Origin of the sequence: Kineobactrum salinum, from assembly GCF_010669285.1 — a bacterium.
Lineage (GTDB): Bacteria > Pseudomonadota > Gammaproteobacteria > Pseudomonadales > Halieaceae > Kineobactrum > Kineobactrum salinum.
This window is the reverse complement of the sequence record NZ_CP048711.1, coordinates 2,843,501-2,856,838: the sequence shown is the minus strand read 5'-3', so window position 1 is coordinate 2,856,838 and position 13,338 is coordinate 2,843,501. Positions and strand designations below refer to the sequence as shown.

The window sequence follows — 13,338 nt, the reverse complement described above, 5'->3', positions numbered from 1 at the left end:
GGGCAAGATGAATACAGTCGCAGAAATCGATATAATCACGACGGAAATTATTCGCTCCGGACTGGTCGCCGCCAGTGAAGAAATGGCGAAGACACTGGTACGGACCGCATTCAACCCAGTGCTTTACGATATCAAGGATTTTGGCATGGCATTGATCTCGGCCGAAGGTGAACTGTGGTCCGAGGCGCCGGGGTGCGTGATTTTCGGCCGATCATTGCCCAGCACGATTCGCAATGGGTTGAATAAGCATGGCGCCGACGGATTTCGTGACGGGGATGTGCTGATAGTCAACGATCCTTATGAAACCGGCACTCATCTTGCAGACACCACCATTTATATCCCGATTTTTCACGATACTCAGTTGATCGCCTTTGCCGCCTCGACCGCGCACTGGATCGATCTTGGCGGCATTACCTCGGGAGGTGTCTGCCCGTTTTCCAAGGACATCTATCAGGAAGGACTTTGTTTCCAACATCAGAAACTCTATAGTGCCGGCCTGAAAAATCAGGATCTGATGGATATTGTCAAAAGCAATGTGCGCATACCACTGATTGCCATGGGTGATATGAACGCACAGATTGCCGCTTGCAGGCAGGGTGTACTACGGGTGAAGGCCCTGTGCGCAAGATACTCGCCGCAAACAGTTACTGCAGCAATGAGCCAGGTTATTCAGCGCACCGACCAGGCGATGCGCAGAATGATTCGCGAACTTGACGACGGCAGTTATACCTCTTCCATCCTGCTGGATGCCGGACCCGATGTCAGCAGCGAGAATCCGGAGTTATGTCTACAGGTGACAATTGTCGGCGATGAAATCACTATCGGTTTCGACGGCACCAGCGCCGCCAACAACGGCCCGCTGAACCTCCCCAAGATTGGCGCCGAGGCCGAGATCAGCGCCGTGATGAAAAGCATTTTGCTGCCCGATGACGCCTCCAATGAAGGGCACACCAAAGCGTTGACCTTCACCATTCCGGATGGACTGATGGTAAGTCCGCAGCGTCCCACGCCGGTGGATTGCTATGCGTTTGTTGCGGAGTGTCTGTTCGAATCAGTATTGCGTATTTTCTCGGGGATTGTGAGAGAGAGGTGCCCCGCCGGCGGTTACCAACTCTGCGGCATCGGGATAATGCGCACCGATCCGAAATATGGGGAACCTTTTGTGTTGATGGAACCGCTGGTCGGCGGGAACGGGGCGCTGCCCCACGATGATGGTCCAACGATGATGTTTATCGGCAATGGCGATGTGCCCAACCTGCCGACTGAAGTGCTGGAAAATCGTTATCCGCTGCGGGTCGAACGCTATGAATTGCTTCCCGAGGCCGCCGGATGGGGGAAATACCGCGGCGGCTGTGGTCTGCGCAAGGACTACCGAGTATTGGAGGACGGCGTCTATCTACTGATAGGCACCGACAATTCCCACAATACCACTGCACGCGGCTTGTTTGGCGGAGAGGACGGCGAGCCCAACGAGTTTGTCTGTTGGCCGCGAACTGATAAGGAAAAAGTGTTGCGCGAACGGGTTTCGAATTACGGTCCGTTTTCCCGGAATGATCTCATCAGTGTTAGAAGCGGCGGAGGCGGTGGCTGGGGCCAGCGATCCGAGCGCGATCCACAGCGCGTTATTAGCGATGTCAGAAATCAGTACCTGGATGTATGGCAGGCCGAAGAACTTTACGGTATCCGGGTATGGGAGGAAAACGGGTCGTGGCGTTCTGAGCCGATTGGAATCAGTTAACACCGGGCGGGGTACAGCGCCTCCATCGGGTACCACGGGTTTTATTGATCCACTGCCGTGGCGTCCACGGGCTGGTCAAAGGAAATAAACAGCATACAGTCTTCCCTCGACTCGCAGGTGGCCGTATGAGCCAGCTTCGGCGGCCCGTAGGCATAGTTGCCGGGCTTCAGCACCACCGCCGCCTGACCGTCGTAATCCACCCGCATTTTGCCGGCAAGCAACACCATTCGCTCGGCCGATGTGTGTCGGTGGTGCGGCGCCGTGGTACCAGCGCGCAGTCGGAACAGCACATCGGTGTTGTTTTTCGCCGGATCCCCCTGCAATATCGCCAGGCCGCAGGATTCGGGCATGAACGCCGGGCAGGCGCCCCACTCTATCGCCGCACTGTCATATGCCCGAACGAAGGCTTGCTCGTCTTCGGCGAAACCTGGAACGGCCAGTAATAGCAGGACTGCTGCCACCCATATCCGGCCTCGGGAAACCGCGGACCGAAACGCAGGCATCTCACCGGTTTTCGCCCTTTGCGGTCGTGTTACAAACCTCATCGTCATTCCTCCCTATATCGGTTTGCGTTGGTCGCCGTTGGCAGGAACCACTATACGCTGAACCCGTGCGCCGGGAATGATAAGGGCATGAGAATATCATGAGAATCCGCCGCCCCCTGTAATCATGCGCCTGGCGCGGTACCATTGGGCGAACCGCAGGAGGTGGATATGCGGCGGAAACACAAGTTATTACAGTCGATCGACCCGGTATTCGTCGGCCGGGACGCCGAACTGGAGGTTCTGCACTCGCTGCTTGAGCCGGATGGCCCCGGCGCCATGCACGTTTACGGCATTGCGGGTATCGGCAAGAGCCGGCTGCTGGCCGTGTTCGCCGGTCAGGCCCGGGCGGCGGGGGCGACCTTCGTCGTGCTCGACTGCCGTGCCATGGAGCCCACCGCCGAGGGCTTTCTGCAGGAACTGGGCCCGGCCATCGGCGGGCAGACCGGAGATGTTCGCCAGGCGAGTCGTCGCCTGGGCGAGTTGGGCACCCGGGTCGTATTGGTGCTCGACACTTACGAAGTCTACCACCTGATGGATTCCTGGCTGCGCCGGACGCTGGTCGCGGCGCTGCCCGCCAACGTCCGCCTGCTCTGCCTCGGCCGGGAGCGGCCCCTGACCGCCTGGCGAACCCTGCCCGGGGTGCGCTTTCACGCCCTGGCGCTGGGGCCTCTGGAAGATGCAGAGGCCGTGGACCTTCTGAAGTACGCCGGTGTACCGGACAGGGCCGCCACACGGATCGCCCGGGTCACCCACGGCCATCCGCTGGCCCTGCAACTGGCGGCCTCGGCCTATGTCGAACGGCCCGATCTCGTCTTCGATGAGATCACTCTGCAGCAGGCTCTGGAAGAACTCACTGCCATGTATCTGACCGACGTCCGGGACCCGGTCACCCGCCGCGCACTCGAAGCCTGCGCCGTGGTCCGCCGCATCACCGTCTCCCTGCTTCAGGCTCTGCTGCCTGACCGGGCGCCACGCGACACCTATGACCGGCTGAGCAGCCTGCCATTTGTAGACCCGGCCGATGATGGACTGCTCATTCACGATTCGGTGCGCGAAGCCATCGCCCGCTCCCTGCGGGCACGGGACCCCAGCGGGTTCCTCAACTACCGCAAGGCCGCCTGGCTGCAGCTCCGGGAGGAAATGCGGGCCGCCGGCCGGGATGAGCTCTGGCGCTATACCGCCGACATGCTCTACCTCATTGAAAACCCGACGGTGCGCGAGGCCTTTTTCCCCAGTGGGACTCGAAGCCTGGCCGTGGAACCGGCGACCAGCGATGACGGCGACGCCATTGCGGAGATTATCGAAAGCCGGGAAGGTGCCGATGCGTCGGCTCATCTGCAGCGATGGTGGCGGCGACGGCCCGATACCTTTACCGTGGTCCACGGCCGCGATGGAGGGGTACAGGGGCTGTGCTGTAAATTTCTCAGCGATCAGGTGGAGCCCGGCTGGCTCGAGGAGGACCCCATTACCGCCGCGTGGTGCCGGCACCTGGAACAGCATCCCCTGCCCGCGAGGCAACAGGCGCTCTTCTGCCGGCGCTGGCTTGGTGCTGCAGACGGTGAGGCCCCCTCGGAGGTCCAGGCAGCTGTCTGGCTGGACCTGAAGCGCACCTATATGGAACAGCGTCCGCAGTTGCGGCGGGTCTATCTGACGGTCAAGGATCTGGCCGCCTATGCACCGGTAGCCACACGCCTGGGCTTCGAGGTGCTGGATGGCTGGGAACAGCAACTCGACGGCGCGGTCTTTTCCAGCGCGGTGCTGGATTTGGGTCCGGATTCTGTGGACGGCTGGCTGGCCACGCTGGCGGCAGCAGAGCTGGGTATAGAGCAGAGCTCCCTGCTGGACGCTGACGCCCGGGAGCTGGTGGTAGACGGCACCCGGGTGGCGCTGACGCCTTTGGAATTCGGGGTTATCCAGTACCTCAGCAACCGGCAGGGGCAGGCGGTGTCACGAACCGACCTGCTGCGCAACGTCTGGGATACCGAGTACTTTGGCGGCAGCAATGTGGTGGACACGGTGGTGCGCAGCCTGCGGCGCAAACTGGGGTGCCATGCCGGGCGGGTAGAGACCGTAACCGGTGTGGGTTACCGCTTGCGGTCGCAGGCCTAGCGCGACGCCGGGCACAGGTCCCGAGCCGCGGCTCTATTGCGCCCTATTCCTCCGGTACATAAACAAAGGAACCATCAGGCAAGCGATAGGCAGTGCCGGCCAGCACGCCCTGGCCTTCACCTATCTCCTCGGAGCTTTCATAGCGGGTCAGTTCCTGCCCATCCTTGATGATCATTTGCATGTTGTCTTCGCCGGGGTTGGTGACCACGACCACCCGGTCTTCGGCAAACGGATTAAGCGGATTGGAGGCCACTATCACCAGCAATACCGCAATAATCACCAGAAACACATCGATCACATTTACCACTGACAGAATCGGGTCGTCGTCCTCATCCAGGTCGAGGAAGCGGCGGTTCAATACCGATTCACCACTCGGGCGAACGCTACTTTTTATTGCCGTGCTCATCACACCACCCCTTCACGTTCAAGGGTGTGCAGCGCATCCAACAGCCAGCGCCGCCGCACGGTGAGGATCAGGAAGGTGATGGACGCCGCGATCAACGCGATAATTACCGCGGCAAAGGCCACCACCAGATTCTCGCCAACCTGTGCCAGGTCGCCATCACCCAACGCCAGCAGGGCAGGCGCCAGTGGTATCATGGTTGCGACCAGGCCCAGCATGGGCGCGATGCGGGTAGTCACACGCAGCGGTTCCAGTAGTTGCAGGATTTTCAGTTGCAGGGATTCCGAGCTCACTCCCGAGTGACTGTCGTCGCGGGTCAGATACTGGCGGAGGGGGCACAACGCGGCCCTGCGCCGGACGTTGCGGCGCTGAACCACTTCCACTACAAAGCCGCCCAGAGACACAAATGCAAACACAAACAGGCCGGAAATAATTAGCAGTACCGGCACCAGGAACAACCGGGCCACCTCGTACATCGTAAGTTCCAGAAAATTCATCGAGGACTCCTGTAAATAGTAAGGATTAACGGCCGGACAGGTGGCGTAGCCGCCACCCCTGACGCAATGCGCCTGCACCCAGCATCAACAACAGTGCGAGGGAGGCGAGCCAGGGCCGCGGATCCGGCACCGCTGCGGCCGACTGGCTGTCCACCTGGGTCAGACGCTGGCCGGTAACGGATTGCGCGCCTCCAGCGCCGGCGGTCTCCATGCCAAACCCGGCGGACAACGTTTCGATATATTCGCCAAGCTTGCCGCCGGCGCCATCGCTACCGGCCAGTTCGCGATGCCGTTCCACCAGATCCTGCACGGTGGCAGCGTCCGCCTGCCAATAGTCGCGGCGCACGGCATCCAGCATGCGCTCTACAATGCGCTGCATCGCGTTTTCGTTGTGTTCCTCAAACCATGCCTGCAGGCCAAGGCCGAGACTGTCCTGCAGGTAGACCTCATGAAAGGCCTGCCACTGGTCATCGCGCACCATCGAGGGGTCGGTGACCTGCCAGCCATAGAAATTGTTCACCACATTGAGCAGCTCCAGGGTGCCGGCGTAGCCTTCATCCTGCATCGCGCTGATCCAGCCCGGGTGCTGATAGCGGCTGCGCAGTTCCCCCGCCAGGAAGCGCGCGGCGCTGACATTGCGCTCACCACCGGCCGTACGCAGGTTGCTGATGTAGAGCGCCGGGGTAGTGCCGCTCAGGCTGCGTACCGCCATGGCAATACCACCCAGATACTCAAAGGGGTGATCGGTGGATAGCAGCCCGTGCAGATTCGAGGAACGGCCCAGTATCGCGCCCTGCACGCGGCCCAGGTTTTCTGCGTACAGATTGACATCCTCCAGGCTGACAGCCCACATACCGTCCCCGGCGCCGTAGCCATATTGCATGCGCGCCAGATAGGCCTGGGCCAGTTCCTCATCGTGATCCCAGCCCTCGGTGTCCAGCACCCCGTCCGGCACGCCGGTGCCGTAGCTGCCACTGGCGGACGAAAATACCCGTATGGTTGCGAGCTGCCTGGCCCGCACCGGGTCGGTGCCACTGCCGACCAGTTTTTGCGTCAGCATTTGCACATGCCGGGACACCGGGTTGGCGGGCTCATCCAGTGCAGCCAGTTCGGTCAGGGCATGGGCCAGGTGCTCGATGAAGTGCGGGAACTGGTCGCGGTAAATACCGGTAATCGAGGCCACGACGTCCACCCGCGGCCGGCCCAGTGTTTCTGCGGGCACTATCACCAGCTGCTCCAGACGACCACCGCGGTCCCAGCGCGGCTCCAGTCCCAGCAGATGCAGCATCTGGGCTTCCATCACGCCCTGCTGGCGCATGGCTTCGGAGGACCACAGTGAAATGGCCAGGCTTTCCGGGTAGTCCTGATGCGTTTCAAGGTGCGTGGCAATCAGTTCGTCCGCCAGTTCCCGGCCCACCTGCCAGGCGCGCTCGGTGGGCAGGCGCGAGGGATCGAAGCCGAAGATATTGCGGCCGGTGGGCAGAATGCCGGCATTGCGGATCGGGTCGCCGCCGGTTGTCGTCGGAATATAGCGGCCTGCCAGCGCCGCCAACAGGTGCCGGATTTCGTTGTTGTCCAGCATGGCGCGATCCCACTGCACAGCCTGTACGGCCAGTTCCCGCAAGGTGTCGTCCGCGAGCAACTGTGGGACTTCGCCCTCCAGCACAAAGCGTGAGACAAAGCGGTAGGGTTCGGACCCGGTAAGTTGGGTGTAGTCATCGACAAACAGTTCAGATGGATCCTCCAGGTCCAGGGCGTTATAGAGATCTTCGCCCAGCATTTGCATCAGTGTGCTGACCCGGTGCTCGGGGTCGGGGAAGCTGCCGAATACGTGCAGGCCCAGAGGCTGGGCATCCACCGCCAGCTCGTGCAGGTACAGATGCAGCTCATGCTGGAAGGCCGGGAAATCGGCTTCAATGCGCTGCCTCTCCCAGCCGAGATCCCGGTACAGAGTGCCTTCAGCGATGCTCGCGATAATGGCGGCTTCGGTGCGGGAGCGCACCGGGCCGTCATCCAGCAATTGCCATTCATGCAGCAGGTCATGTACCTGCAACAGCTCGCCATGCAGGCCGGCAGGCGCGAACGGCGGCGTCTGGTGGCTGATGGTAACGGCCTGTCCGCGGCGCCTGGCCTGCAGCGCTTCGCCGATGTTGTCGGTGATGTAGGGATAGATGACCGGCAGGTCGCCAAGCGCCAGCCAGGCTGCATCATCCACTGACAGCCCGCGCTCCTTGCCGGGCAGGAATTCCTGGTTGCCGTGGGTGCCGAAATGAATCAGCGCATCGGCGGCAAAATCCTCGCGCAGCAACCAGTAGGCCGCCAGATAGGCATGCGGTGGGGGTAAGTCGCCATCGTGATAGCTGGCCAGCGAACTGTCGGCAGGCATCCGCGCCGGCTGCGGCAGCATCACCAGTTGCCCGAATTCAATTCGGGGAACCACGATAGCGGCGTCTTTACCACTGCCCAGTACCATGGCGTCCTGTTCCGGCTCTCCCCACCGGGCCGTGATCTTGTCACGCACAGCCGCCGGCAGCTGGCCGAACCAACGCTTGTAGTCCGCCAGCGGAGCCGGCGCCCAGAACTGCGGGTGCTGCGCGGTCCATTGTGCCAGTGGCACCTGGCCCAGCCAGGGGTCGAGCAGCTGGGGTAACTGCGCTTCCAGCGTTGCCGCGGTCGCGACGTCCACCTGGTAGCCGGCGGCCGCCAGTTGCGGCAACAGCATTGCCAGTGAGCGCGGCACATTCAGGTTGGAGGCCGATACCCCGCGCTCACCGGGCGGATAGCTCCAGTACATCAGCGCGATTTTCTTGGATGCCGGCGCCTTGCGACGCAAGGTGACAAGCCGCATCGCCCGATCCAGCAGCAGGTCCAGCTGCTCATCGATGACCACCGGTTCACCCTTCTCAATGGCGGCGATGACGACCGCATCCTGCGCCCCATCTGCTCCGGCATGGCCAGGAAGACCGGTACCGAGCGCATGGGAATGCCGGCAGTGTCGGCGCGCCAGTCCGCGACGCCGCCCTCTCGATACACAAAGCCCTGCAGCAGTGGCAGGCCCAGCGCGTCCAGTTCCCGCGGACGCTCCACCAGGCCCTGCAGGTGTGTCAGATTGATCAGTACATCAACATGCGTCTGGCCGCCCGAATGCACCATGCGGGTAACTCCCTGGGCGTCGTTGCTGTCGAAGTAGAACACCCATGGGACGGCGCCGCGCGCTTCCATGCGGGCAATGATCTCGTTGAGCAATTGCGTCTGGTCACCGGTGAACTGGCTTTTTGACATCAGCACGCCGATGCCTCTGGCGATACCATCACCCTCATCATTGTCGGTATGCAACCCCGCTTCCCGGCGCCACTGTAAATAACGCTCAGGACTCTCCGCCACAAGCTCCGGCAGATCCGGGTGATAAATGCCCTGCTCAGGAAATTCCACCGGTGCCGGTATCGCGCCGCTGGCGGTGCCGGCCACACGTACAGCCCAGTAGCGGAACAGGCCGTCGAAATTGACCTGGGTGCCGTGCCGGTAGTAGCGCCCCATTGTCTCGGCATGCTCTGCCGCCAGGGCCTGCGCCTGCACCGTGCTGCTGACCACGGTCAGGCGGGCGCCGGCATGGCTCTGCAGCAGTTCGCCAAAATGCTGTTCGATGACGGCCATGTCATTGCCGCGCGGTGCATCGACGAGTACCAGATCAGCCTGGTTCAGCGCGCTACTCACTGCGACAGTATCGGCATGGCCGGCATGAAAATAGTGCAGGGCGACACCCGAGGCCAGTGCGGCCTGTTGCACTGCGCGCAGTTTGCCTTCCAGTACGAAATCCGACGTCAACAGCACGGCATTCTGCGCCTGGGCTGCGGCCGGCCAGCAGAGCACCGCCAGCATCAGGCCATACAAGGTTATGCGGAACATGAAATTACCTGTGGCGTATAGTGAAGGCTGTCAGCCTCAGAAATTCAGGTTGGCAGAAAAATAAGCATAGCGGCGCCTTTCATCGTATGTGAACAACTCCGAACGTTCGCTCAGACGTTCATCCGTCAGGTTCTCGATACCCGCCCGCAGCGTCACCGTGGTAGTCACCTCCCAGGCGCCGCCGAGATGCCACAGGGAGTAGTAGGGCAGCGTTGCCACCGCGTTGTCCACGGTTCTCAACTGACTGCCGACACGCTGCACTCGCAGGTGCGCCGACCACGGCCCCTGGTTCCAGCCCAGACGTGCGGTGGCTGAGTGCCGCGGACGTTCCAGCAGGCGCTCATCGCTTTCCCGATCCACGGCATCCAGATAGCTGTAGTTGACCCCGGCATCAAAACCCAGCGGCAGTGTCACGCTGGAGGCGAACTCAAAGCCGCGGAGGCGGGCTTCCGCCACATTCACATACTGGCGCCGTTCCAACCCGAACTGGCCGCAGTTCACGAAGCACTCGGTCTGCACCAGGTCGCGCAGGCGGTTTTCATAGATGGTGGCCTCCGTGCGCAGCCGGCCGGCCTGGTGCAACAGGCCCAGTTCGACACTGCGGCTGGTTTCAGGCTGCAGCTGCGGGTTACCGGTGATCTCGAAACGGCCACCGCCACCAAACGCAGAATACTGGGGAGACAGCTGTTTCAGCGTGGGCGCCTTGAAGCCCTCGCCATAGCCGCCGCGCAGAGTCAGGGAATCACTGACCTGCCATACCAGGTAAGCACGCGGGCTGTACTCAGTACCGAACTGCTCGTGATCATCCGCCCGCAATCCGAGGGTCAGCGTCACATCTTCCACCGGCAGGGCGATATTGTCCTGCAGATACAGGGAATGCACGGTGGCAGATTCGGATCCGGTAGTGATCAGGGAGCCATCATCCAGCGTCTCATGCCGGTATTCGCCGCCCGCCAGCAGCCTGTGGGAACCCCGCTCAAAGCGCACCCGGCCTTCCACGATATCGCTGCTCAGCTCCTGCTCCGAGGGCGGAGCCAGCAGGTCGCTGCCGCGATTTTCCCGCTCCAGGGTTGAACGGTAGGCGCCTGCCTCCAGGGCAAAGGACTGAAAGTCACCGTTATAGTGCACATCGATCTGCTGGCGCCTCACATCATCCCGATAGACATAGTCCCGGGCCAGATGGGCCGGCCCGGCGGTGCGGGCATCGCGGCGGCGCAGGTCATCGGCGCGCTGCAACGACAGGTCGATGCGATGTTCCGGCGCCGGCGTGTAACTAAAGGTAGCGCCGCCGGTCTCGGCACGCCGCGCCTCGGTGCCGGACAGGGCCGGATCAGCTGCGCTGGGCGTGTTGTCCCGCTTCTGGTAATCCAGATAGGCCCGCACGCCCAGGCGGTCTTCAATCAGCGGGCCCGCTACATAGGCACCTGTCTGCCGCTCTCCGCCACCACTGCCAGACGGCTCGCCATGCAGCAGCGTGATATTTCCGCTCCAGGTGTCAGTCACCGGCCGGGTGATCACGTTGATCACTCCGCCCAGTGCCTCGGAACCGTACAGTGCCGACATGGGCCCGCGCACCATTTCGATCTGCGCTATCGCCTGCGGCGGAATCCAGCCCAGCTCGAAGTCGGAATGGGCGATAACATCGGCCGAGGCATTCACCCGCCGGCCATCCACCAGAAACAGCGTGTGGCCGCCATCCATGCCACGAATATTGATGCTGCGGCGGGTAAAGCCGGCACCGCTCAGAGTAACGCCGACCGATTCGCGCACCGCGTCCAGCACATCCCGCACCGGCCGCTCCAGCAACTGTTCACGGGTGATCACACTCATCGCCGCCGGCGCCTCGCGCAGAACCTGCGTTGTGGCCGAGGCACTGACCACAACCTCCTCCATGCGGGTATCCTCGTCAGTTTGGGCCAGTGCCAAAGGGGAAGTAAAAGCCGTCAGCATGGTGACGACCAGGGGCATTTTCATATTGTTCTCCAGGAAATTGTCAGCCGGGTGGGGCGTAAAACTGGGACCACAATAATGATATACTATATCGTATCTTTCAATCCATCAACTTCTGATATCTGGAGTGACGGGAAAGGCCATCGGTGTTGACGGCGAAAGGGGAGGCAGGACCAAGACAGCGCGTTGCCGGGGATACGGAAAGCGGTGCCGCCAACGGGCAGTGCGAACATCATGGCTGACGTTCGGCCTGCCGTGTCCGGCGACACAGTTCGGAGGGCACGTGGTTTGGCGTGGGGTGTGGCGGTATTGTCTATGCCCTCAGAACAGAAGTCTTCAGGCAGAATCTGCGTCAGTCAAAGATGCGGCCAGTTCCCAGTTCCGCACTGGGGGACGGAAAGACTGCAGGAATGCTCGCAAGCGGCGCGCCGACGGGAATCCCTGCTCAAATCCCGGCCTAGCGACTACCCGCCTCGTAAACCTTCTCACCCTCAATAAACGTCATTTGGACGGTGGTTGCATGCACCCTGTGCAGAGGCACCTGGAACGGGTTTTCCTCCACTACAACCAGGTCCGCCAGCATGCCCGGCTCAATGCGTCCGGTGATATTGGCATTGCCCGCCTGCCGGGCTGAGTTGGCGGTGAAGATATCAAAGGCCTGCTCAAGACCGATTGCCTGTTTGCCGCCGAACTGCTCGCCATCTGCATCGCCAGCCACACGCCGCGTAACAATGGTTTCCAAGCCGATCCAGGGATTGACCGAGGGCACCACCGACCAGTCGGAGCCGGGGACAACCAGGGCACCAGCCTCCAGCATATCCTTGACGGGCCAGGCACGCTCCATTCGCTGGTCAGCCACCGCGCTTTCGATGGCATTGTTGATGGCGCTGGGCGCCCACAGGTAGGGCGAGACCTCAAAGGTGGCGCCGATCTTCCGCGCCGCGCGGATATCGTCCGGATGTACAAAGGTGTTGTGGCCGATGTTGTGCAGCAGCGTACTGAAGCCATTGTTCTCACGCGTCGCCTGTACAGCTTCCAGGCTTGCGCGGACCGCGCCGTCGCCGGCGGCGTGAAACTTGACCGTCAGCCCTTCTTTGTCGAAGCGCGTTACCGCGTTGTTCAAGGTTTCCTCGTCGATCAACAGCATGCCAGTAGCACTGGCGTTATCCCGGTGGCTGCCGACACTGCCGCCGTAGGGTTCCAGCATGGCCGCGGTGTGACTGTCGGTGGGAACACCGTCGATGAACATCTTGATGCAATCGGGCGCCAGACGGTCGCGAGCGAAGTGATTGCGCTTTGCAATCAGCGCCTCGGCCGAAGGGTTATCATCCGTCCAGGCAATGCACAGCCGGGTACGCTGCTTCAGCACCCCGGCATCGGCGAGCGCGGCGTAAGCCTGCAATTCGGCTTCTCCATTGCCGCTCACACCGATAAAAGCGTCGGTAAAGGTGGTAATACCGTGGGAGAGCATGGTCTCCAGCGACCATTGCAGCGCCGCTGTGATCTCTTCCCGGGTCGGCAGGGGAATATGCTCCTCCACCAGTTGTTTGGCGTCCTCCCGGAAAACACCGGCAGGTTCACCATTGTCATCGCGCTCGACGATACCGCCTTTCGGATCACGGGTATCGCGGGTCACCCCGGCCATTTCCAGCGCCCGGCTGTTCGCCCACAGACTGTGGCCACTGGTGTCCGTGAGCGCCACCGGATTATCCGGCGCAACTTCATCGAGCATGGCCCGGGTGGGCACCTGGCCGATGGCCGATGCATCCCACTGGCCGCCCTGTATCCACTCGCCGGGTTCCGCTTTCGCTACGCAGTCGGCCACGTGCTGCTGGATCGCCGGCAGCGCCAGCTCCTGCGGTATCTGGCAGCGCTGCCGGGCCAATCCACCCATGACCGGATGCACATGCATGTCGTGCAAACCCGGGAGTACGGTGGCACCGTTGAGATCGTGCACCTCGGTATCCTCCGCGCGCAGGGCCCCGATCTGCGCCGAGCTGCCAACAGCGACGATGACTCCGTCTCTGATCGCCAATGCTTCCTGCCAGCCTGAGGGTGTGTGTACCCTGGCATTCAGCATGAGCTGGTCGGCGGCCGGTTGCTGAGCATTGACCGCCGGCATCGTGCCCAGCGAGGCAGCCGCAAGAGCCGTAATACAGAGACGTCGTTGAAGTAGCATGATTGAAACCC

General features: G+C 61.9%; 7 protein-coding genes and 1 pseudogene. 2 read left to right on the top strand and 6 right to left on the bottom strand.

Annotated features, from left to right (window positions below; all coding sequences use genetic code 11):
* The first annotated feature begins 7 nt into the window (after window positions 1-7).
* A complete protein-coding gene (locus G3T16_RS12515) occupies window positions 8-1,738 on the top strand; it encodes a hydantoinase B/oxoprolinase family protein (protein ID WP_163495548.1) in 1,731 nt (576 codons plus the stop codon).
* Between the two features lie 41 nt (window positions 1,739-1,779).
* On the opposite strand, the gene G3T16_RS12510 is transcribed toward G3T16_RS12515, so the two are convergent.
* On the bottom strand, window positions 1,780-2,199 hold the full coding sequence (locus G3T16_RS12510; RefSeq protein ID WP_197911661.1) for a cupin domain-containing protein: 420 nt from the start codon (window positions 2,197-2,199) through the stop codon (window positions 1,780-1,782).
* A 252-nt stretch (window positions 2,200-2,451) separates the two neighbouring features.
* Between G3T16_RS12510 and G3T16_RS12505 the strand changes: the two genes are divergently transcribed.
* The gene (locus tag G3T16_RS12505; protein WP_163495546.1) at window positions 2,452-4,392 is read left to right on the top strand and encodes a winged helix-turn-helix domain-containing protein; all 1,941 of its coding nucleotides are present in this window, start codon (window positions 2,452-2,454) and stop codon (window positions 4,390-4,392) included.
* A gap of 43 nt (window positions 4,393-4,435) precedes the next feature.
* Here the strand turns inward: G3T16_RS12505 and G3T16_RS12500 are convergent, their stop codons facing one another.
* The 5 genes and pseudogenes from G3T16_RS12500 to G3T16_RS12475 all read right to left on the bottom strand — a co-directional run bounded on the left by G3T16_RS12500 (window position 4,436) and on the right by G3T16_RS12475 (window position 13,327).
* Window positions 4,436-4,798, bottom strand: a complete 363-nt coding sequence (locus G3T16_RS12500) for a DUF2149 domain-containing protein (protein ID WP_163495545.1) — start codon at window positions 4,796-4,798, stop codon at window positions 4,436-4,438.
* A complete protein-coding gene (locus G3T16_RS12495; RefSeq protein WP_163495544.1) occupies window positions 4,798-5,292 on the bottom strand; it encodes a MotA/TolQ/ExbB proton channel family protein in 495 nt (164 codons plus the stop codon). The genes G3T16_RS12500 and G3T16_RS12495 overlap by 1 nt, the downstream gene beginning before the upstream one ends.
* Window positions 5,293-5,317: 25 nt before the next feature.
* Window positions 5,318-8,829, bottom strand: a pseudogene (cobN, locus tag G3T16_RS12490) (cobaltochelatase subunit CobN).
* A gap of 405 nt (window positions 8,830-9,234) precedes the next feature.
* A complete protein-coding gene (locus G3T16_RS12480) occupies window positions 9,235-11,172 on the bottom strand; it encodes a TonB-dependent receptor domain-containing protein (protein WP_163495541.1) in 1,938 nt (645 codons plus the stop codon).
* A gap of 433 nt (window positions 11,173-11,605) precedes the next feature.
* Entirely contained in the window at window positions 11,606-13,327 is a 1,722-nt protein-coding gene (locus tag G3T16_RS12475) for an amidohydrolase (protein ID WP_163495540.1), read from the bottom strand.
* Between the last annotated feature and the right edge of the window lie 11 nt (window positions 13,328-13,338).

Excerpts from the sequence above, each read along its gene's own strand:
- G3T16_RS12475 (WP_163495540.1), bottom strand. The coding sequence starts at position 13,327 with ATGCTACTTCAACGACGTCTCTGTATTACGGCTCTTGCGGCTGCCTCG.
- G3T16_RS12495 (WP_163495544.1), bottom strand. The coding sequence starts at position 5,292 with ATGAATTTTCTGGAACTTACGATGTACGAGGTGGCCCGGTTGTTCCTG.
- G3T16_RS12515 (WP_163495548.1), top strand. The coding sequence starts at position 8 with ATGAATACAGTCGCAGAAATCGATATAATCACGACGGAAATTATTCGC.
- G3T16_RS12500 (WP_163495545.1), bottom strand. The coding sequence starts at position 4,798 with ATGAGCACGGCAATAAAAAGTAGCGTTCGCCCGAGTGGTGAATCGGTA.
- G3T16_RS12480 (WP_163495541.1), bottom strand. The coding sequence starts at position 11,172 with ATGAAAATGCCCCTGGTCGTCACCATGCTGACGGCTTTTACTTCCCCT.
- G3T16_RS12505 (WP_163495546.1), top strand. The coding sequence starts at position 2,452 with ATGCGGCGGAAACACAAGTTATTACAGTCGATCGACCCGGTATTCGTC.